Source organism: Caballeronia sp. S22 (assembly GCF_964261745.1).
Taxonomy (GTDB): domain Bacteria; phylum Pseudomonadota; class Gammaproteobacteria; order Burkholderiales; family Burkholderiaceae; genus Caballeronia; species Caballeronia jiangsuensis.
Genome location: NZ_OZ180040.1, coordinates 347712 through 366065, shown reverse-complemented (window position 1 = coordinate 366065; position 18354 = coordinate 347712). Strand labels below are relative to the sequence as shown.

Below are 18354 nucleotides of genomic sequence, written 5' to 3'. Positions count from 1 at the left end.
GATGGGACAAGCACGCGCGCGTGCTGAATTGTCGCCCAAAAGAAGGCGCATTGCTCGTTGACCTAAGCGTTGCTCGATCGTCACGGCTTCGCAGGGCGCGGTTGAGTCGCGTCCTCGGCGTTACAGCAATATCGCCTGTTGCAAAAGCTCCAGCGCTTTCAACTCATCCAACCGACCTGTGCGTGCTTTGCCTGCCAGGGTCTTGATCAAAGCTTCCGCGATCGGCTCGATACCGTGAAGATTGTCCAAGCCGGTCACGGAAGTGGAGGGAAGCGATACGCTTTTTTGTTGGGGTAGGGCGGGGGCGGCCTGCAGTTCGATCGTGGTCGGTAGTGGCGACGGAGAATGCTGCTCGCTTTCGCCAATTGAGTGAGCGCCAGGCTCGCCAGGAGAATCAGTGGCGTGCTCTTGCGGGCCGACGCCGACCGTCGCTTCGCCACTCGGGACATGTGCTGAGTCCGATGCGCTTTGTACATCGCCCAAGGCGTGCGGGTGAGGGCTTCCTGGCCGCGCCTTTGCCGCAGCGCGCTTCCTCGGCACGCTATGCTGAGCTGCAAGCGCAGGCGGCTCGTCGTGTTCAACGGATGCGCGACTACGGGCGGCAGGGGTGAGCAAACGTGACACCGACTCGGGAATCTCAGCTTCAGCGCGCGGCGTGTCCAACCAACCGACTGGCAAACCAAGGCGCTCCGTGAAACGGCTTGCCTCAGCATCGTCCATGCGTTTCTTGCCATGTAGACGATGGGCCATGTTCGATCCGCTCAACGCCATGACCACCCCAAGTCTGACTTTCGATCCATTACGGCTCGTCAGAACGTGGAGGTTAGCGCGTCGAATGTTTTCGACATTAGCGCCGTCGCTCAAGGGTAGCGCGTGTTGCTGGGCCGTCTTGCTGGATGCTTTGGATTTCGATGACGCGCCCTTGAGGGCAGCATCCCGCCTCGGCGGCTCGGCAATTTCGCGCGCGCTATTCCTGCTAGCCCTGGGCGAGCCGCCCGCTGGTTTCTTTGGCATTTCCACTTCCTCGGACGAACGGATTTCAACAGATGGTTGCTGGCTGACATTGACGGCTGAAGCAGGCTGACGGATTTCAGACTCGGCTTGCGCCTCCTCGTCCTCTTGAACAAAGTCGAGCGGTGCCTTCAGGCGAGCAATGGTCTCAGGTGAGAGCGCGGGGTGAGGCTGATCAAAAAAGCCGTGTGGCAACCCGAGTGTGGTTTCCATGTGAAACGCGGTCTCGGGCGTAAAACGCTCGCCCTTCATCAGTTCAGCCACTCGCGTCAGACTGGATTCGAGTCCCAATGCGATATTCTCTGCGCCCACCGCGTCGACCAGAAACTGGAACGAACGGGTTTTAAAAATCGAGGCGGTCTGAGCAGCGTCTCGAGGAGGCGCCTTCGGGTACGACTGTCCCTGCCGGTTGGACGACGATTTGTTCACGTGGCGAGGTTGGCGCTGGCCGCTGTCTCGAGGTCCCGCATGTCGGCCGCGGGGCTGACTCATAGGGTAGGGCTCCCTGCAATCGTTGATATGCTAATTTCTGGATTATAGTCGAGGCGGCATTGGTGTTCGGTCTGGAACAAACGCCAAACTATTCTTCGGAAGATCGTCCAGCGTGGTCCGACTGCCGCGTAGTGATTAGACTGCGAGTGATCAATCGTTGGGAAAAAGGGCCGTCAAGCAAAATTGGGAAAATCGCAAAACTCGATCAATTCGATATACTAATTTATAGACTCGACATATTCTATTTTCACGAAGGTGCAGCCAATCTCTCGAACGCAATTTTACTCGATAGGTGCCCGGATCTGTAGTGAGGGGTACGTGACGAAGAGCATTCCGTCGCCTAGCGCTCAAGCATGCTTGACGTGGTCACGCTTGACAGTCAGCATCATGCCACCGCCTGGCGTCTCGGCTTCCCTGTGCGGTGGAGACCGTCGACAGATTGAACTTTTTGTTCAGTATCGTGATCCTTCTCCTTGATGGCTCTGTGGGGTCTGCTACCTACCGTCTTACGAAGGCGTGAGAATCTGCTGTAAAAGCGGCTAATTCGCTGGAACGGTCGAACGGAGTGAAGGTCCACGGACGCTATCCAACAAGCCGGGAGGTCAGGGCATTTTTAATGACTCATGCGAGCAGTCTCCCGCGCGTTGTGCCCCGAGTTTCTGCAGCGTCAGCGACGGTGTGTGGCTTGAGCCGGCCATATGCGAGGCTCTATATTGTCATCGCGTTCTTGCATGGACGCCGTTGACTTGGCCCGTCGCGTGCGACGGGATTTTTTTTCGAATGAGCGTGCTTGCAGTCAGCGCGTCGGGTGCGCGAAAGGGTTGATAGGCTGTACTTTGTCTCTATCTTTCACGCGCTCAAGCATCTGCACGCGGCCCCAGTCTGCGACCAGTGCCTCAAGGCCTCTGACTATGTTTGCCTCAATCGCCTGCAACCCGGCGTCTCCCTTGAAACTGGCGGCGAACGCGTTGTGCCACCGATATTGAAAGAAGGCTGAGACCTCTTGGATGCGCTCGGGTGTCGCGGAGTCTGTGAACACGACGGACTCAGGCGAGAACACGTCGTAGTAGATAACCTTGCGATAGTCCGTCTGTACGGCGACTCGCGGCTCGTCGCTGACGAGCATCGAAGCTACCAACTGTATGGAGCCCTTCATCCCCTTGGGCGTCTTGAATACCCATATCCGCCTGGGCAAACGCTCAGCGAGTTCAACCATCCTCGCACTGTTGGAGCCAAGAGTACCGACTTGGCCGTTCTTGACGTTCTGCTCAAAACTCTGCGAGTAATAAAGGCTCTTTTGAAAACGGAGTGGGTAACGGCCTTCAGCGGGCATGTGAGTTGAATGCGGAAAGGTCGAGTTTGCCAGCGATAAGAAACAGCACCGTTCGCATGGTTGAGAAGCGCGTGTAGCCACGCGCCTTGCGCTTGGCGGCCTGAAACAAGCCGTTGATGGCTTCGATAAAGCCGTTGGTCTGTCGGGTCTGGGTCCACGCAACGATGCCGTCAAAGTGTCGGCGAATCAATCGTGCGACCTCCTTCATCGGTTCGACTTTCGAACGCATGACGTTGGTGCACCACTGCCGCAACAATTTGGAGACGACATGAATTTGCTTGCGTTCGAGAATCTCGCGCAACTGCTCGCGATACAACCAGGCGCGGGCCGTTCGCTTGGTGGTGTACTGCTTGAGAAGCGCCTCGAGGTCCGTCAATTGCGCAAGGTTCAGCTTGTCGGCGTCCTTAAGCAGTGTCCAGCGCATCCCTTTAAGTTCTGGGTCGGCTTTCTGTTGTTGGCGCCGGACCGTATCAAGCGCCTTGGAGGCATGGGCGACGACGTGAAACTTGTCGAACGTCACTCGCGCATTGGGCAGATGTTCGCCGACGCCTTTGATGAAGGCGGGCGACATGTCGATGCTCACGGAGCTCACTTGCTCCGGCGTGCCGTGATGTTGGCTAAGGTAGGCCGCAAAGCTCTCAATCGTCTTCGCGTCACGGCCGGGCGTGACGAATACGACGCGCCGAGCCTGCATATCGGCGACCAGCGTCAGATACTCGTGGCCTCGCCGGTACGAGGTTTCGTCGATGGCCACCGAGTTGACGTCCGACAGGTTCGCCGACGCCAGCGCGAGTTCCACATAGCGCGAGCAGATGGCATGCACCCGATGCCACGACAGATTGACGATGCGCGCCACTGCGGCAAACGGCATCTGCTGCGCCAGCATCAGCACCAGCGCCTCGAACAGCAACGTGAAACCGTCGAGTTGGCCGACCCATTCCGGCTCGACCAGCCGCACCGAACCATCGGGCAAGCGCACGCGTGGCACTCGCACTTCAAGATAGCACTCGTGCTGGAAGAAATTCAGGTGGCGCAACCGCTTGATTTGCGTGTCGTGCACTGGGTGCTCACCGGCGAGCCCGGGGTAGGCGAAGCGACTTCCTGCGACAAAGTCCACAGCAATCGTCAGCTGTCGTTTGGCCGTATCAAAGTCGACACCTTGCACGTACCACGGTGCCTTGATTCCCAGGGCGGCTTCAAAGAGTTGATTCGTCATTGTTCGCTTTGTCTTGCATGGCTGGTTGCCGCATTCTGCCGCAACCAGCCATGTCCCAGCTTGTCGATTCAAAGCGCCTCAAGGGTTCGCTGCGCCGGGCTCACGCCCGCCCTTGACCCGCACAACCACCCACTCTGATTTCAAAAGAGGCGTAATAAAAGACATCCATGCGCTGCCTATCCTGCCTTTTGTTGATTGAGACGCCGTCGGACGACGTATTGAAAGGCTCTCTCATGGAGCTCGCCCGCGCCACGCGACAGATGCAAAAAAGCCCGCGAAAAAGCGGGCTCGTTGAACGACGTTACTTCACTTACGCCGCCGCGTCTTTCAGCTTCTTGAGCGCACGAACCTTCAACTTCACCGTCGCCGGCTTGGCGTCGAACCAGCGGTCCTGACCCGTGAACGGGTCTTTCCCGAAACGACGCTTCTTTGCTTCCACCTTCTGGACGTTGATTTTCAGCAAGCCCGACAGCGTGAACTCGCCAAGGCCCTTCTTGTGTACGGAACCGAGAATCGTCTCTTCAAGTGCGGCCAGCACTGCCTTCACCTGCTTAGGCTCGACACCGGCTTGCGTTGCCACGTGGGCGGTGAGCGATGCTTTGGTGAATTGGTCCTTTACCGGCTTGAACGTTGCGCCGGCGGCTGCTGCCTTCTTCGCGGGTGCTGCTGATTTTCTCGCTGCAGTCTTGGTTGCAGCCTTCTTGGCTGCAGGTTTTGCGGTCTTCGTTGCCATGTGCATCCTCTGTCAGGTTTGAGAGAACGCTTAAGACGACGCACCCCGGAGCATCGAGACTCGGCACATGCGCCGTCGTAAGCTGTCGGCTAGCGTAGCAACGGTTTTAGTGATGCGCAACTGGCGAGCCTTAAATAGCGGTTTTCCCGAAGAATTTCTTGAGAAATACAACTCAAGCTCGCGCTCTCGTAATGGTCGCTGGCCGATTACGCAGGGACTTGTCCGGGGGCGCCATCAAGAATGCGCAGCTTCTCGTCGATGTGTGGAACATCATTGCCAGCAGCGCGAAGCGTTTCGACGAGTCGACGCGCCGCTACCCGGCAGCTGGCGAGAGTCTCGTGAAGCCGCGGGTCGGCTTGCATGCATGTAACAGCTCTTTCGTACTCGATGGGCTCTTCGCTCAAAAGCGCAGGGACGACTTCATCGGGCGGTATCAATGAGCCTTGGCTAAATAGCTGAGCCGTCCAGTCGGACCCAATGAGAATCCCACGGCGTTCGGCCTTTTCAGCTTCTTCCCGGTCGAGCGCCGTGAGGCTTTGACGGTTCTTTTGGATGGCGCCGCGCCAGGCGCCGAGCACATTCTGTCGGACTTCGGAAATCGCTTCGCCGAGCCCATCGTTTGCGCCGCCAGCGATTAACCGGCGGTCTTCCAGTACGTCCAGTCGCTCGCGGAAATCGTCCAGAAACGAGCGCCAATTTAGAGGAAGGTCGTTCGTCGAGTAGAACTCGCGACTAAGAACGTTGAGTTCGTGTCGTATGTCCTGAAGAGCAGGGTTGTCGGCAACACGTGCTTCGTGGACGTCGAAAGCGGTCACCATCTGCCGGTGCAAGGGGAAGAGCGGATTGTTATGGCGACGTCGCAGGTGGCATTCGGCGGCTCCAGCGTGGACACTCCATTTCCAATTGGGAAGCGAGACGGCGTTGAATTCGACGGCCTGAATCATGGCGCGAAATCTGATAGGGCTTGCTCAGTAGCATGACGGAAGCACGCAGCCAACTTAAATCCAAAAATCCTTCGCGGAATCGTGAAGGAATGGACATAGAAAACAACCTTCCACCGAAGGCGAAGATGGAATTTCAAGAAGAACTGTTGCACTTGAGTGAGACTGCCGATGGTTGGGCGACAGGTCTAGTAGGCCAATGCCGAGAAAGACTCATGCTGCAGCTTGCGAGGGGCGGCCCCGACAATCCGGTCACGCTCGCGCTGCTGACCGCGCTGCACGAAGCTCACGAGGCAATGCAAGCCTATCGGGGACATCTACTCGACACCCTTGGCCAAATCAAACAAGGGACTTTCTAGTCTCATAACAGATTGATGCGAGCCCGACAGTTTGGGGAAGACGAAAGTGAGCGTTTTCGATGATGCTCGCCGGATAGCGGAGAAGCCTTCGTTTTGGTGGGGTGTCCGCAAGGGCATTTGATTACACATAAGTCATTCGCCGAGTTCTTGGGCGTACTTGAGGCCGGCGGCGAAATCCGTCACTCGCTGCAGGCCTTGCCAGATGGTTTTGACTCCGGGTTCGCCGTCGCCTTTGCGCGCCAGGAATCCGCCGAGCATGGCGACCAAGCGCACGACCTCATTCAGACGCGGTGAGTTCTTCGGCGGTTTCTTCTTGTTGAGAATGAATGCCGCGCGCCATTCATCTCGCTCGAACAAGAGCGCTGCATCCAGGTCCGGGCAAGTTCGACCGAGTCGCATCAACCGAGCAATGCGCCATGCCACCACCATGAACAGCGCCAAGGCACGTTCAAGCCGTGCCATCGATGCGAGTTGCAACGCCTCGACCCGACAGCCGTTCTTGAGCACATGAAAGAATAGTTCCACCTCCCAGCGCGCGCGGTACCAATCAATAAGCTGCGCTGCCGCCTCCAGGTCGTTCACATCGCGGTTACTCAGCAGGCGCCATTCGATCGGCTTGACGCCTGCCGGCGGGTCGACCTCGCGGGCGACGATGCAAGTAGCACTCACCACGCCGCCTGCAGCATCAGTCAACGCAACCCGCTGCGCCCACACCTGCTGCCGAACCGCGCGCGCAGGCTGAGCCTGACGGGCTGCCAGCGTAAAGTGAATCCTGCCCGCCGGCTCACCCGCAGTCACTTGGTCCCACAGCTTGCCGCCGTCAGGCAAGGTGCGATTGTGCTGCGAGCGCAGTAACCAATCCGCCGGGTGGCCCAACTCCTTTGCTTTGACCATCAGCGCCATGATGTCCGATTCCCGGTCAGCCACATAAACCAGTCGCGTGGCAGGCAGTGCGGCCGCTTGTTCGGCAACCCTCTCATATCCTTCGGTCCAACGGGTGCTTTCCTTGATGCCGGGGCGCACACCGTCCGCACCCTTCGGCTCGCGCGCCCACATGTACGCGTCAAGCACGCCCAGCGGTTCGCGCGATGGCGTCACCGCGTAAGTCGGGTGCAGATACAGCCCGCGTTGCGCCTCATACGACAGCGGTCCCAACCCTGTGATGGTCTGACCGTTAAAGTCCAACTGCGTGGTGTCCTGGATGCATAGCACTACTTCGCACGCCCGCATTCGTTCGGTCGAACTCTGCCAATGTGGCGCCATGATGTCGCGCCAGTCCAACTCATCTTGCGACAGGAAGCGGTACGCTGCTGCCGTTTCCGCCCAGCCGCCGCATGCGTTGGGTATGCTTGCCGTCGGCTTCTCCGCCAGCCGCTCAGCCAATAGCACGGCACGCTTGTTCAGGCGTTGGTCGCCCAAATCGATGCCCTTGAGTTCTGCCGCTGCCCAGCTCGATTTCTCTTGCGTCATGTGCCGCCCAAAATGCAAGAGTTAACGCCAGTCCGAAAGAGTTTACAACCCCACCCGCTATGTCATTGACCGTAAACGACTTTTCGCGGCGTGCCACCGTCGCGACTTATGTGTAATGAGGTGCCGCAAGGGCCCACAGCTGCGACGTTGCCTTTTGTTGATTTATCGGCGCACTGCCGCGTGGTCGTGACTGGTTTGCATGACGAAGATGACGCGTCCAACAGCGAGGCGAATCTGCGGAGCGCGAAGGCGTGCGTTGATGGCAGGCGATGCGCGACTTCGCTTCGGGACTGCCATCCGAGGTGCGCCGCGAACATGAACCAAATCGAGGATGCGGTACACATTCTTACAAAGGAGTGGGCTACTGACGTGCACCACTCGGGCTGCTGCGGCGTTATTGCGGGCACACTCTGGAGTTCGCAATGAACGAGAACTTCATAAAACGCGCCATCCATCTAACCGCCGTGCTTCTCGGTAGCGCGTGCGCTTCGAGCAAAGCCTTCGCTCACGTGGATGTTGGGGTCTACCTCGGCGCGCCGGCGCCTTTGTATGTCGCGCAACCTGCAGTCGTATATCAGGCACCGCCGCCCGTGGTCTACGCGCCAGCCCCCGCCTATTATGGCTATAGCGACGGCGGATACTATGAGGAACACCGACGGCACGACAATGGCAGGCACCGCGGTTGGGAACGTCATCATCATGGCGATGACGATGATTGAGTCGCCGACGCCGACATATAACGCCCCTCAGGGCACGTCGAATTCTCCGAATGAGGCATCTTACGCGCCGTAGGGCTATGGCGCCCGCGCCGCATCAAAAGGCTTTTTACCCTGGATGACGAAAATGCGCGACGGCGGGGTGAAGCCGAACGATAGTGTGATTGGGTGGCGTTTCTCGTCGAAGGCACTGAAAGCCATGGCGCCTTGCCGGCTGTACCATGGCTTCGACTGCGGACGTAGTGCCTTGGCGACCACGGCGAATGCGGTGGTAGGCCGACCACGGCTCTTCAGCCACATTAATGGACTGTTATCAAACGACGAACAAGGCTTCCACGTGTGTCGGGTGAAATCGCACACTTTCAGTTCTGCGACTTGACGCGTTCGAATGAAGTCGAAAAATCTCCCTTTCTAAACAGTATCTTAGACGATTCACTCGCCTGCTTGGCGCTTGGCACAGAAAATGTGTAGTCGTCAGCGAGCGTGGGTTGAACCCGCTCACTGAGAGTCCCGGCCCTGCCGCCACATCACTTCTAAAGGTTGAATCGAAATGAGCACACTGACTATCGTTGACTTGCATCATGAGGAAGAGCTATCACGAACCGAGATGGCGCGTGTCGTTGGCGGGCATGATGTAGACAAAGAAAAAGCACTGGTTGAAGCGCCCGTGTCATCAACTCGATAAACACATTAGAGAATACGCCCGACCCGGCACCCGCCCACGTGGGGATGAGGTTGTAATTGTCGACCTTCAATGAAGGGGAGGTGACTTTCCCTTCGAGCAATGGTCTTCCGCGTGGCGTACCGACTGCAGGGATACGTCACTCGGCGCTTGCAGGCGAAATTGACGACAGGACACATGGGACCAGTTGAAAGAACGGCTGGCGAGGTCGCAGTGGTCGCCGGTGTCGCAGAAGCCGCTCCGGCTATTCAGGGTTGCATCACCGGCTTCGGAGAAGCAGATGCGCAGCTATCCTTGCTGACGCGTCCACTCGCTGGCCGCAAATGTTGATTGGAAAACTACCAGGGCCCTGACGCAGTCATGGCGCCCCTTTTAAGCGTAGCGTCGATAGGGCGTAAAACTCCGGCACGACTTCCTGGCGTCCGGCCATGCGACGAATGGTGGAAGCGGCGAAGAATGGCGCCGGAATGTGAAAATTGTAGGTGGCCGTTTCACGATGCCGCGAGCCAATGGAGCGTCAACCAGCGGCCCGGGGGAATGGGGTTGTCCCGACCCGCTGCGCTAGGGCAGTCTCCCGCTTCAAACGAAAACGCCCATCACGACCGCCGGACCATTCGCGCGCTTCCGCCGACGCCGCGTCCACAACCTGCGTCAGCCGAGATGCGCATCAGTCTCCCCATTTTGCGGATTCACTATCGACTCGCTTTGTCTGATAGTTCTCATTAGCAGTGAATCGTTTAATGGCTAACATCGAACTCCGCCCGGCTCCCTTCGAGCCAGGCCTGGGCCTGCTGCGGCGTGAAGTGCGTCGGCAGGCCGGCAAGCGCCTGGGCGGCGGTCATGACGGGTTCAGGCGGCACGAGACGCGCGACCGGCGTGTTGTTGCGTTCGATGATCACCGTCTCGCCGTCACGCGCGACGGCGTCAAGGATTTGGCGAGTTTGTCGCGCCAGGTCGGTGGCCGAGATGATGTTGCATGGATCTGGCCGGTGAGGCGCCCGTCTTCATCTCGGTGATCTCGCTGGGCGAACTGGGCTTCGGCGTGCAGGCGTGTGCGGATCCGGTCGAGCGGGCAGGGCGCGCGGCGTACCTTCAACAACTCGAGCGGCGGCCGATTCTCGAGGTCTCGCGGCACACGGCGGCGGCATTCGGCATCCTTGCAGCGGCGGTCAAGCAGTCGGGTCGTTCGCCGCGGCCCCGATATAACGATCTGTGGATCGCCGCGCAAGCGATTGAGCACAGCTACGCGCTGATGACCCTGAACGGCGCCGACTTCGCGGATCTGCCGGGGCTGCGCCTTGTCATCCCGCATAAGACAGTGGCGCCGAGCACCCTCAACATGGCACCTTCAACGTGACCCCGCCGCTGATAGTCAAATGGTCACCGCCGCGACGGGCGAAACTTAGCGTGCGGGTGCCGGCCCGGCTGTGGCTAAGTCCGGTGCCGCTGCGTTCGGTGTCGCGGAGGGCAGCCGTCGGCAGCCGGGCGGAATGCCATGCCGTGGTCAAACGGATTGTGTCGGACGCCGCCCGCCGGCCGATGTCCTCGCCGCCGTCATCCCGCTCGCGCATGCTGCGGGACGGAGGGCAGTACCGTCGGCGACACGAAAACAGACGAGACAAGCTCCCGTATCGGCTCACTGTGTTTTCCCGTAAAGGCTCACCGCATCGAGCCACGCGATGGGACTCGTTCAGGTTCGCGGTTTCGCCTGAGAGGGCGTATCACCATGGCTAATCAACCGCAACGGCTGACCCTGCCGCCGCCGCGCACTTACACGCGCACCGACTTCACTGCGCTGCGCGCGTTCGTGCAGCGCCTGCCCGTCGCGACCATCGCGCGTCTCTACTACGACCCCGAGCGTTCCCCGCACGCGGCCAGCGCCGATGCGATGGAGCGGTTTTTGGGCACGATGCGCGATGACCTGGTCCATCTTGCCTTGCTGCACGGCTCGTCGGTCCTGGCCGATCATCTGAAGGCGTCGATCAAACAGCACGGCAGCGCGAAGCTCACCGCGATGACCTTGCGCATGGTCGAGCAGGCATCGACCTTGGCAGCGGCCGTGCCGCTCGTCACGCATCCGGTGCACCTGTGGTTCCGGCCGCTGATCGCACAGCGCCTGAACGGAGAGGGCATCGGCACGCTTGGCGCGCTAATCGATTATTGCAATGCGCGCGGCGGCAGCTGGTGGCGCTCGGTGCCGCGCATCGGCGCCTTGCGCGCGCGAGCGATCGTCGCGTGGCTGCGGCGGCATGAGACGACGCTTGGGACGAACGTCGCCGCCGACGTCGATACCGCGTCATTGGTCCCAGCGGAGACGGGTGTAACGGGCGAACGCAGGGGTGAAAGGCCGGGCGAAGTGCAAGGCGCCGATCCCTTCATCGTCATTGGCGGCGATGTCCATGAACCGCGGCTGGCACCCTTCGAGCACCTCGCCGTGCCGGCGGGCCTGTCCGGCGCGAGGGGCTTCAATCGAGCGACAAGTTTTGCGTTCATTCGCGCCGAACACGATCTCGCGGCGGTGCATGCCTATCTGCACCGTTTCCGGGATCGGCCGACGACCCTTGCGCGCTTACACGCGCGAGCTCGAGCGGCTGATTTTGTGGAGCGTGGTGGTACGTCAAAAAGCATTGTCGTCGCTGACGGTCGAAGATTGCGAGGCGTACAAAGATTTCCTGAAGGCGCCGTTGCCGTCTTTTACGGGACCCAAGCGCCCCCGCACCAGCGGTCGCTGGCGCCCGTTCGCGCCGGAAGGTCTATCCGCCGACAGTCAGGCCTACGCGGTGCGGGTGCTGCGGGCCGCCTTTGCGTGGCTGGTCGAGGTCCGCTATCTCGCCGGCAATCCGTGGAGCGCGGTGCATGAACCAGCGACAGTCACGCGCGAATTGTCGGTGCAGGTGCATCGCGCGCTGTCGGCGAAACTCTGGGCCCAGGTGCGCCGCGCGCTCGATGCGCGTTGCGACGGTTTCGGTATCGGAGACCCGCATGACGATGATGAGGCCCGGCAGTGGCGTGCCGCGCGCGCGGCGATTTTGCTGATGGGTGATTCCGGACTCAGGCGCGCCGAAGCCGCGCTCGCGCGTCGCGAGGATCTGCGTCTCGCCGAGACAACCGACGATCGGCGGGCGTCGCGGAGTACGTCGTCGGAATCGACGAGGCAAAAGGTAACACCGAGCCCGCCCGAACCCGGCCGCGGCAACTCGGTGGTGTGGATGTTGAGCATTATTGGCAAGCGCCGCAAACAACGCACCGTGCCGGTGAGCGGGGCGACCATCGCCGCGCTGCGGGCACACTGGAAAGACCGGAACCGCGACTTCGACGCACCGCGCGCACAGGGGCCGCTGATTGCGCCGCAGTGGATTCCCGGCACGCGCAGCGCGCTTGAGCGACATGATGCCGATGCGGCTGACGCGCCTTACACGGTCGATGCGCTGGGGCGGCTCGTGCGCACGGCGGTGCAACGCCTGACCAGGGAGACCGCCGCGCTGGCCGAGCTCAGTACGGACGAGCTCGTGCAACTGGCGAACACGTCGGCGCATGCTTTTCGGCACACGTTCGGCACACGGGCCGTCGCCCGTGAGATGCCGACGGATGTGGTCCAGGCGATTCTCGGACACGCGTCGTTGCAGACGACTTCCATCTATGTACGCGCGGAGCGTCGACGGATGCTTGAGGCCGCGGCGCGCTACTATGCCGAGCACGAAGGATAATAGTTTCGTCATTCGAGCGACGTAGCGAACCACGGGCCGGTTCGGCGAGATAAAGATTGGGATGTATCACCATGTCCACCGATGCGAGCGACATCCAAGCCGATTTCCCGAACACCCTGATGCGCGAACAGAAAGTCGTTTGGGTGTTTCTGGTCAACGGGATCAAACTGACTGGCCAGCTAATGTCCTTTGACAAATACGTTCTTGCGCTCGAGTCACCGACGGGTATCCAGACAGTTTTCAAACATGCGGTGTCGACCGTGTGCGAATCGCACGTCATCGCGAACCGAGGAACGAACGATCGTCGAGCGACGCCTCGGGACCCTCAGCCCACCAGGGGAGATCGACGTTAAGCGGGGGGCGTTGCAGTGGATCGCAAGGTGCCCGATGGCGTTTAGACGCTGCGAGCGACGCCAGGGGAGTTCGAGGGACGTCGGCCGCGGTACGACGGGATTGTGGGCGGTGATGCTGGTTGACTACTGCTGCAAGCGCTGCTGAGCGCGAGGCGGCCTCTCGCGCGCCGCAAGGCGGACATCCTCGGCCAACGGCGAAACAGGCCCCCGCTGCTGAGGTTGTCCACAGATTCTGTGCGCAAGCCTGTGGATATCGCATCTATCCGATGCCTGCTTTCTCGACTGAAACGTGCTTGTCCTGCTTCTGTTATAGGCAATGACCGTCGTCCGCAGTGACGCAGCAAGCGATTTTCAGAGATTCTCGGCGGTCAACAAGCAGGGCAGCACTTACAAGGACCGCACGAGTGCCAGATACTCGATCATCTGGAGCAAGCCGTGCGGCGGTTCGCCTTTTCGGTAGAAGGCGTCGATTTCGACCTCTATGAGTTTTCCGTAAAACATGACAACCGATTCGATGCTGGCGCGTTATATCTCTGACGGATTGATCGGAGATGCGCGCCATGGCAACGAAGCCGTTGGACGAGGCAACGAAGAAGCGTTTGCGGGCCGCCCGGATGCTTTTGGCGGGCAAAGGTCCGGCAGAGGTAGCACTTGCCGTGGGGGTAGCCCGACAGACGGTGTACACATGGAAGCGGTTACTCGATGAAGGCGGAATCGATGCGCTGCGTGCGGTGCCGGGTCGAGGTCGTCCAGCGCGGCTTGATGCGCAGCAATTGGCGCAGCTACGGCAGGCATTGCTACAGAAGCCGACCGAACACGGCTTTGGCACCGAGCTATGGACGCTCAAGCGCGTCGGCGTGCTCATCAAACGCATGTATGGGGTCGAGTTCGGACAAACGCAAATCTGGCGCATTCTGGGGACGCTTGGTTTCAGCGCACAGAAGCCTGAGCGGCGCGCAATCGAGCGCGACGAAGAAGCGGTGCGCCACTGGAAGCGGCACACCTGGCCCGCGCTTAAAAAATCTATGGTCACCCCCGTTTTTGCAACCCTGATTTCTGACGTTGTGGTTGGCTTGCTTAAATCTATCCGGCGTCGTTGTGGGGATATCTCCCCGCGCCACGATGAGAATCGCGCCTGACGATCCTGAAAAGCCAATCGGCTTCAAGAGCCAATTTTTTTGGCAGGTTGTTCGTCAGGCCAATGTACCGTTCACGTCATCAAATTTCAGGCTATCGCAAAACCAGATGGGTAGACTTCGGTAAAGCAGGAAGCGGGGGCGGCTGTTCAGGCAGGCATGGCGGGCGAGTCCGCATCGAATGTCGAATGATGGGTCGCCAGCGCCCACGCGGTGCGCGCCAGCTTGTTGGCGAGAGCGCAGGCCACCACGTTCGGGTGTCGCCGCGTCAGCATCGCGCGGACCCAGTCGGCCAATCGGCCGGCGTGTTTATCGAGCCGCTGCATGTACGATCTTGCGCCCAGGACCAGCAGTCTGCGCAGGTTCTTGTCACCTCTCTTGCTGATGCCCAGCAGGTTGGACTTACCGCCGGTGCTGTACTGGCGCGGCACCAACCCGATCGAGGCGGCGAAGTCCCGGCTGCAGCCGTATTGCTTGCCATCGCCCATTTCGGCGGCCAGCACGCTCGCCGTGATAGGGCCCACACCTGGGATGCTCAGCAAGCGCTGGCCGAGGTCGTCTGCAGCGAGCTGGCGGGCCAATTCCTGGTCGATCTCATTGATTTGTTCGCTCAGGTACTTGAAGTGGGCGTGCAGGCGCTCAAGAATGGAAACCAGCGACGGCGGAAGGGAATGCTCGGCGAGTACCGTCGACAAGCGCCTGATCACAGCTTGTCCGATGGGCAGACTGATGCCGAATTCGAGCAGGAATGCATGCATCTGGTTGCTCGTCTTCACGCGGTCGCGCACCAGCGACTCACGTACTCGGTGCAGGGCGGACAGGGTTTGCTGCGATTCGGTCTTCGGCGTGACAAACCGCATGGCTGGTCGCGACGCCGCCTCGCAGATCGCCTCGGCATCCACGAAATCATTCTTGTTGCTCTTGACGAAGGGGCGCACAAACTGGGGCGAGATGAGCTTGACCTGATGCCCGAACGATGCGAGCTTGCGGGCCATATGATGGGCCCCGGCACACGCTTCCATGACCACGGTGCAGGCGTGAAACGTGGCGAAGAACTCGACCAGTTGCTTGCGGCTGACCTTCTTGCGAAACACGGGTTTACCGTGCCGGTCCTGGCCGTGAAGGTGAAACGAATGTTTGCCCAGATCGATTCCAACCAGCGTCACGTCTTGCATGATGGCCCTCACCAGAAAGAAAGACACCCCACAGCGTAACCCGCTCGGAGGGTGGGGGTGACCATCTCATTAGCCAAGCGCGAAGGCCGATTGATTGTCTTTATCGACGAGACCGGCATCAGCGAGCGCCCCACACGGGTGCGCACCTGGGCGCCGAAGGGGCAAACGCCAGTTATCCAGTTTCATTTCAACTGGCACCACGTGTCGGCGATCGCGGGCCTCAGTCGCACGAACTACCTGTTTCGGTTGTACGAAGGTAGCGTAAAAAAGGAACAGGTGGTCGAGTTTCTCAAGGCGCTCAAAGCGCATCTGAAGCAGCCGCTGCTTATCATCTGGGATGGTGCCAGGCCTCACCACGCCGCGATTGTCCGCCAATACCTGGATTCGCTCGACGGCCTTATTCAGATCACCTTTCTGCCACCGTATTGCCCGGAACTCAATCCCGTCGAGTACCTGTGGGCATGGCTCAAGCGTCATGCGATTGCGAACTTCTGCCCCGACAATCTCAACGAGTTGCACACCGTTGCTCGCAACAAACTCAAAAGCGCTCAGCACCGACCTTCGATCATCGCCGCGTGCTGGATTCAGGCAACGTTGTGGTGATGTCATGATTTATGAAAACGTCAAATAAGCCGCGCTCCACAACTTCCGCTTCTGCAAGCGAGCGATGCGCAACGATCGGCACCCTTGCTAATCGAGTCGAGCCACGCATGGCTCTCGCCACGCTAAAGCCGTCGAAGTTCCGCATTTCAATGTCAACGCAACGCCGCAGCCCCCGTCTGGGAGATGAGCCTCGCCACTCGATGTAGAGCTGGCGCGCCGCCCGCACGGCGATCTTGCTCATGGGTGATTCGGACTTGCGGCGGACCGAAGCTGCGCAAGCACGCCGTGAAGATTTGCGGCCTGGCCGGGCGGCACACCACGTTGGACTTTCGCGCTTTGCCCGGTTCGATCGGTCGGGCGCGCTTGCTGGTTTGCAGGCCTCAAAGGCGTAGCCTGCTAGAGAAGTGCTGCGGCCTCGGGCACTGATCATCGCGACGTCCAATACCGGCGTCCAACAAGGGTAACGAGCGGGTCGTTATCGCCGACATCGAGTTGCGCGCTGCGGGCATTCGAATTGCTTCGAGGAAGCGCCTGTTCATGCAAACGATTTAGGAGGAACCATGAAGCGCAATGTAGATTTGCTGTCGCTGCTTGTCTCGGCATTCGTCGCTGCGGTACCTGCCGGCGCGCTTGCCCAGACGCAAGCAGCGAGCACCACGCAGGCGAACGATCTGCCTGCGGTGGACAAGGCGTTCGTGCAGGCGGCGAGCGAGTCGAGCTCGACCGAGATCGACTCCGCCAAGCTCGCGACGAAGCAATCCCAGGACAAAGACGTGAAGAGCTTCGCGCATCATATGATGGTTGACCATACCAAGCTGACCGTGCAGCTTAAGATGGCCGCGCCGCATGGCGTTGCTGTGCCGAAAGACAACTCCGACGAAAGCGTCATCAATGCGTTGAAACCGCTGAAAGGAAAAGAATTCGACGAGACGTACATCAGGAAGGTCGGCGTGGGGGGACATCAGAAGGCGGTCGCCGCTTTCCAGAAGGAAGCCGAGGAAGGACAGAACGCCGACTTGAAGAAAGCCGCCCAGAAGGCGCTGCCGACCATTCAGGAGCACCTCAAGATGGCGCAGGACCTCGCGGCAAAGAAGGGCGTGCAGTAACTCAACCAAGCCCCGCGTCAAACGCGGGCTACAGACAGTGGCATGATGCCGGTTTTCTGCAGTCACGACCCGATCGACTCGAGCGGGTGGCGGCACGCTCGCCGGGCGTTCGCGCCGAGCGCTGCTGCCGCAACGTGCATATACGTGTGCGCCGCCCAACGCGTGGCACGACGTCAGCTCTCTTCCTGCCCGACCGCCCTCGAGACTTCAGCCGGCGTTTGGAACTGCTGATCTGGCAGCGCATCGAGCGCGGACATCACATCGTCGCTTGCGCCGTGCTTGCGCGCGGTGTCGATTATTGCCTGCTTGTCGGCGGGATAGTCGACGCCTTTCAACGCCTTCTGAATCTCGATGAACACGCTGTTCGAACCGCCAGAGGATTTTTCATTGGCCATGACGCTAAGCTCCTTCGGTGGGGGATGTCTGCTATCAGCAGTCGTCGTGCCGATGTCCTCGATTACTGGCGCACGATGGCGCATCGCTTTTCGCCATCGCGGCGAAGCCGCCGCGGCTGCCGCGGATCTGGCCGACGCGGGCGCGGCCGCCCGACGTGTCGCTGGCCGCGCTGCCCGCGCCGATGTTCTTGCGGTTGCAGCCCGCGGTGAGACAGAGGCCTGCCGACAGTGCGGCGATCAGCGAGGCTTTCAGCGCGGTGGAAGATTTCATGATGCACTCCTTGTGCGCCGGTCCAGGTAAAGCGACGAGCCCGCCGGGGAAGCTTTATTGGCTACCGTGCTTCACGTTAGGTGCAAGTACGTTCGGCAGAACAGGATTCTCGGGTTGCGTATACCGAGGTTGAATCAGGCGCGTGATCGCCTCGAGACTGTCTTTCGCCGGCTGGTCGGCATCGGCTTCGATGGCGCGGGCTTCGTTGGCGAGAGCCCCGTCGTCGATACCGTCGCGGAACCACGCGGAATAATCGCCGCGCCGAAGATGAAAGAGCCATGTCGCTTCGTCGACGCCCGCTGCGAGTTCGAGAAACAATCTGAGATTGTGCGCGCGCAGCTTGAGCCGATCGTCCGGCCCGCGAAAATAGAAGCTGCGCTCGGGAATCAGCATGCCTTCGGCGTACTTGCGCATGTGACGGCGGCGCTGCGTCTTGGCAGGCTCGAAGTGCACAACGTGCACTGCGCGCCATGTGCCTTCGCTCCCGGCTTCACGCCGCCAAACGATTGCTTCGCCGAGGCGGATATCGACGGGAATATCGCGTGGCATCTCGATGTTCTCGGCATGCGCGAATTCTCGCAGCACATCGGCCGCGCCCGGCCCCAACGCCGACGAACACGCTCACACGCGCGAGCAGACGTGCCGAGATGCGCGC

The 18354-nt window shown here is 60.2% G+C and carries 19 protein-coding genes and 2 pseudogenes; 9 read left to right on the top strand and 12 right to left on the bottom strand.

Translation table 11 applies throughout. The features are described 5' to 3' along the window. Nucleotides 1-120: 120 nt before the first annotated feature. The 5 genes from ACEN42_RS40010 to ACEN42_RS39990 all read right to left on the bottom strand — a co-directional run bounded on the left by ACEN42_RS40010 (nucleotide 121) and on the right by ACEN42_RS39990 (nucleotide 5729). The gene (locus ACEN42_RS40010; RefSeq protein ID WP_371884582.1) at nucleotides 121-1503 is read right to left on the bottom strand and encodes a hypothetical protein; all 1383 of its coding nucleotides are present in this window, start codon (nucleotides 1501-1503) and stop codon (nucleotides 121-123) included. 796 nt (nucleotides 1504-2299) lie between these two features. After that, nucleotides 2300-2836: a hypothetical protein gene (locus tag ACEN42_RS40005; RefSeq protein ID WP_371884581.1), complete on the bottom strand. Its 537-nt coding sequence runs from the start codon at nucleotides 2834-2836 to the stop codon at nucleotides 2300-2302. Continuing rightward, nucleotides 2826-4052 carry an ISL3 family transposase gene (locus ACEN42_RS40000; RefSeq protein WP_371884580.1) on the bottom strand — a complete coding sequence of 409 codons (1227 nt, stop codon included), beginning with the start codon at nucleotides 4050-4052 and terminating at the stop codon, nucleotides 2826-2828. Before ACEN42_RS40000 ends, ACEN42_RS40005 begins: the two co-directional genes overlap by 11 nt. A gap of 310 nt (nucleotides 4053-4362) precedes the next feature. Continuing rightward, nucleotides 4363-4785 (bottom strand): HU family DNA-binding protein, encoded by a 423-nt coding sequence (locus ACEN42_RS39995; RefSeq protein ID WP_371884579.1) that lies wholly within the window; start codon nucleotides 4783-4785, stop codon nucleotides 4363-4365. A gap of 206 nt (nucleotides 4786-4991) precedes the next feature. Beyond that, nucleotides 4992-5729, bottom strand: coding sequence for a hypothetical protein (locus ACEN42_RS39990; protein WP_371884578.1), 738 nt, complete (start codon nucleotides 5727-5729; stop codon nucleotides 4992-4994). An 89-nt stretch (nucleotides 5730-5818) separates the two neighbouring features. Between ACEN42_RS39990 and ACEN42_RS39985 the strand changes: the two genes are divergently transcribed. Next, complete coding sequence (locus tag ACEN42_RS39985) at nucleotides 5819-6085, top strand: hypothetical protein (RefSeq protein ID WP_371884577.1); 267 nt, start codon at nucleotides 5819-5821, stop codon at nucleotides 6083-6085. 132 nt (nucleotides 6086-6217) lie between these two features. Here the strand turns inward: ACEN42_RS39985 and ACEN42_RS39980 are convergent, their stop codons facing one another. Next, nucleotides 6218-7555, bottom strand: a complete 1338-nt coding sequence (locus ACEN42_RS39980) for an IS4 family transposase (protein WP_371880870.1) — start codon at nucleotides 7553-7555, stop codon at nucleotides 6218-6220. Between the two features lie 422 nt (nucleotides 7556-7977). Between ACEN42_RS39980 and ACEN42_RS39975 the strand changes: the two genes are divergently transcribed. Beyond that, nucleotides 7978-8274, top strand: coding sequence for a hypothetical protein (locus ACEN42_RS39975; RefSeq protein WP_371884576.1), 297 nt, complete (start codon nucleotides 7978-7980; stop codon nucleotides 8272-8274). Nucleotides 8275-9690: 1416 nt separating this feature from the next. On the opposite strand, the gene ACEN42_RS39970 is transcribed toward ACEN42_RS39975, so the two are convergent. Beyond that, nucleotides 9691-9852, bottom strand: a complete 162-nt coding sequence (locus tag ACEN42_RS39970) for a hypothetical protein (RefSeq protein WP_371884575.1) — start codon at nucleotides 9850-9852, stop codon at nucleotides 9691-9693. 77 nt (nucleotides 9853-9929) lie between these two features. Between ACEN42_RS39970 and ACEN42_RS39965 the strand changes: the two genes are divergently transcribed. The 5 genes and pseudogenes from ACEN42_RS39965 to ACEN42_RS39945 all read left to right on the top strand — a co-directional run. Continuing rightward, complete coding sequence (locus tag ACEN42_RS39965; protein ID WP_371884574.1) at nucleotides 9930-10310, top strand: type II toxin-antitoxin system VapC family toxin; 381 nt, start codon at nucleotides 9930-9932, stop codon at nucleotides 10308-10310. A 369-nt stretch (nucleotides 10311-10679) separates the two neighbouring features. Further along, nucleotides 10680-11813, top strand: coding sequence for a phage integrase family protein (locus tag ACEN42_RS39960; RefSeq protein ID WP_371884573.1), 1134 nt, complete (start codon nucleotides 10680-10682; stop codon nucleotides 11811-11813). Further along, nucleotides 11740-12660, top strand: coding sequence for a tyrosine-type recombinase/integrase (locus tag ACEN42_RS39955; protein WP_371884572.1), 921 nt, complete (start codon nucleotides 11740-11742; stop codon nucleotides 12658-12660). The genes ACEN42_RS39960 and ACEN42_RS39955 overlap by 74 nt, the downstream gene beginning before the upstream one ends. Before the next feature lie 71 nt (nucleotides 12661-12731). Next, the gene (gene hfq, locus ACEN42_RS39950; RefSeq protein ID WP_371884571.1) at nucleotides 12732-13013 is read left to right on the top strand and encodes an RNA chaperone Hfq; all 282 of its coding nucleotides are present in this window, start codon (nucleotides 12732-12734) and stop codon (nucleotides 13011-13013) included. Between the two features lie 560 nt (nucleotides 13014-13573). Further along, a pseudogene (locus ACEN42_RS39945) lies at nucleotides 13574-14035 on the top strand (IS630 family transposase); the annotation flags it as partial. 263 nt (nucleotides 14036-14298) lie between these two features. Here the strand turns inward: ACEN42_RS39945 and ACEN42_RS39940 are convergent. Further along, entirely contained in the window at nucleotides 14299-15324 is a 1026-nt protein-coding gene (locus ACEN42_RS39940) for an IS110 family transposase (protein WP_371884570.1), read from the bottom strand. Between the two features lie 72 nt (nucleotides 15325-15396). Between ACEN42_RS39940 and ACEN42_RS39935 the strand changes: the two are divergent. Next, a pseudogene (locus ACEN42_RS39935) lies at nucleotides 15397-15927 on the top strand (IS630 family transposase); the annotation flags it as partial. Here ACEN42_RS39935 and ACEN42_RS39930 read toward each other — a convergent pair. After that, complete coding sequence (locus ACEN42_RS39930) at nucleotides 15890-16168, bottom strand: hypothetical protein (protein WP_371884569.1); 279 nt, start codon at nucleotides 16166-16168, stop codon at nucleotides 15890-15892. The pseudogene ACEN42_RS39935 and the gene ACEN42_RS39930 sit on opposite strands and share 38 nt — an antisense overlap. Nucleotides 16169-16487: 319 nt before the next feature. Here ACEN42_RS39930 and ACEN42_RS39925 point away from each other — a divergent pair, with 319 nt between their 5' ends. Continuing rightward, on the top strand, nucleotides 16488-17033 hold the full coding sequence (locus tag ACEN42_RS39925) for a DUF4142 domain-containing protein (RefSeq protein WP_371884568.1): 546 nt from the start codon (nucleotides 16488-16490) through the stop codon (nucleotides 17031-17033). 173 nt (nucleotides 17034-17206) lie between these two features. Here ACEN42_RS39925 and ACEN42_RS39920 read toward each other — a convergent pair whose 3' ends face one another. The 3 genes from ACEN42_RS39920 to ACEN42_RS39910 are packed head-to-tail and all read right to left on the bottom strand — an operon-like array spanning nucleotide 17207 to nucleotide 18248. Then, nucleotides 17207-17428, bottom strand: a complete 222-nt coding sequence (locus ACEN42_RS39920; RefSeq protein ID WP_371884567.1) for a DUF2795 domain-containing protein — start codon at nucleotides 17426-17428, stop codon at nucleotides 17207-17209. Between the two features lie 34 nt (nucleotides 17429-17462). Next, nucleotides 17463-17699 (bottom strand): hypothetical protein, encoded by a 237-nt coding sequence (locus ACEN42_RS39915; RefSeq protein ID WP_371884566.1) that lies wholly within the window; start codon nucleotides 17697-17699, stop codon nucleotides 17463-17465. Between the two features lie 54 nt (nucleotides 17700-17753). Continuing rightward, a complete protein-coding gene (locus ACEN42_RS39910; protein WP_371884565.1) occupies nucleotides 17754-18248 on the bottom strand; it encodes a hypothetical protein in 495 nt (164 codons plus the stop codon). Nucleotides 18249-18354: the final 106 nt, after the last annotated feature.

What these genes read in the sequence shown, in the direction of transcription:
- ACEN42_RS40010 (WP_371884582.1), bottom strand. Translation starts at nt 1,503, where the DNA reads ATGAGTCAGCCCCGCGGCCGACATGCGGGACCTCGAGACAGCGGCCAG.
- ACEN42_RS40005 (WP_371884581.1), bottom strand. Translation starts at nt 2,836, where the DNA reads ATGCCCGCTGAAGGCCGTTACCCACTCCGTTTTCAAAAGAGCCTTTAT.
- ACEN42_RS40000 (WP_371884580.1), bottom strand. Translation starts at nt 4,052, where the DNA reads ATGACGAATCAACTCTTTGAAGCCGCCCTGGGAATCAAGGCACCGTGG.
- ACEN42_RS39995 (WP_371884579.1), bottom strand. Translation starts at nt 4,785, where the DNA reads ATGGCAACGAAGACCGCAAAACCTGCAGCCAAGAAGGCTGCAACCAAG.
- ACEN42_RS39990 (WP_371884578.1), bottom strand. Translation starts at nt 5,729, where the DNA reads ATGATTCAGGCCGTCGAATTCAACGCCGTCTCGCTTCCCAATTGGAAA.
- ACEN42_RS39985 (WP_371884577.1), top strand. Translation starts at nt 5,819, where the DNA reads ATGGACATAGAAAACAACCTTCCACCGAAGGCGAAGATGGAATTTCAA.
- ACEN42_RS39980 (WP_371880870.1), bottom strand. Translation starts at nt 7,555, where the DNA reads ATGACGCAAGAGAAATCGAGCTGGGCAGCGGCAGAACTCAAGGGCATC.
- ACEN42_RS39975 (WP_371884576.1), top strand. Translation starts at nt 7,978, where the DNA reads ATGAACGAGAACTTCATAAAACGCGCCATCCATCTAACCGCCGTGCTT.
- ACEN42_RS39965 (WP_371884574.1), top strand. Translation starts at nt 9,930, where the DNA reads ATGGATCTGGCCGGTGAGGCGCCCGTCTTCATCTCGGTGATCTCGCTG.
- ACEN42_RS39960 (WP_371884573.1), top strand. Translation starts at nt 10,680, where the DNA reads ATGGCTAATCAACCGCAACGGCTGACCCTGCCGCCGCCGCGCACTTAC.
- hfq (WP_371884571.1), top strand. Translation starts at nt 12,732, where the DNA reads ATGTCCACCGATGCGAGCGACATCCAAGCCGATTTCCCGAACACCCTG.
- ACEN42_RS39940 (WP_371884570.1), bottom strand. Translation starts at nt 15,324, where the DNA reads ATGCAAGACGTGACGCTGGTTGGAATCGATCTGGGCAAACATTCGTTT.
- ACEN42_RS39930 (WP_371884569.1), bottom strand. Translation starts at nt 16,168, where the DNA reads ATGAGCAAGATCGCCGTGCGGGCGGCGCGCCAGCTCTACATCGAGTGG.
- ACEN42_RS39925 (WP_371884568.1), top strand. Translation starts at nt 16,488, where the DNA reads ATGAAGCGCAATGTAGATTTGCTGTCGCTGCTTGTCTCGGCATTCGTC.
- ACEN42_RS39920 (WP_371884567.1), bottom strand. Translation starts at nt 17,428, where the DNA reads ATGGCCAATGAAAAATCCTCTGGCGGTTCGAACAGCGTGTTCATCGAG.
- ACEN42_RS39915 (WP_371884566.1), bottom strand. Translation starts at nt 17,699, where the DNA reads ATGAAATCTTCCACCGCGCTGAAAGCCTCGCTGATCGCCGCACTGTCG.
- ACEN42_RS39910 (WP_371884565.1), bottom strand. Translation starts at nt 18,248, where the DNA reads ATGCCACGCGATATTCCCGTCGATATCCGCCTCGGCGAAGCAATCGTT.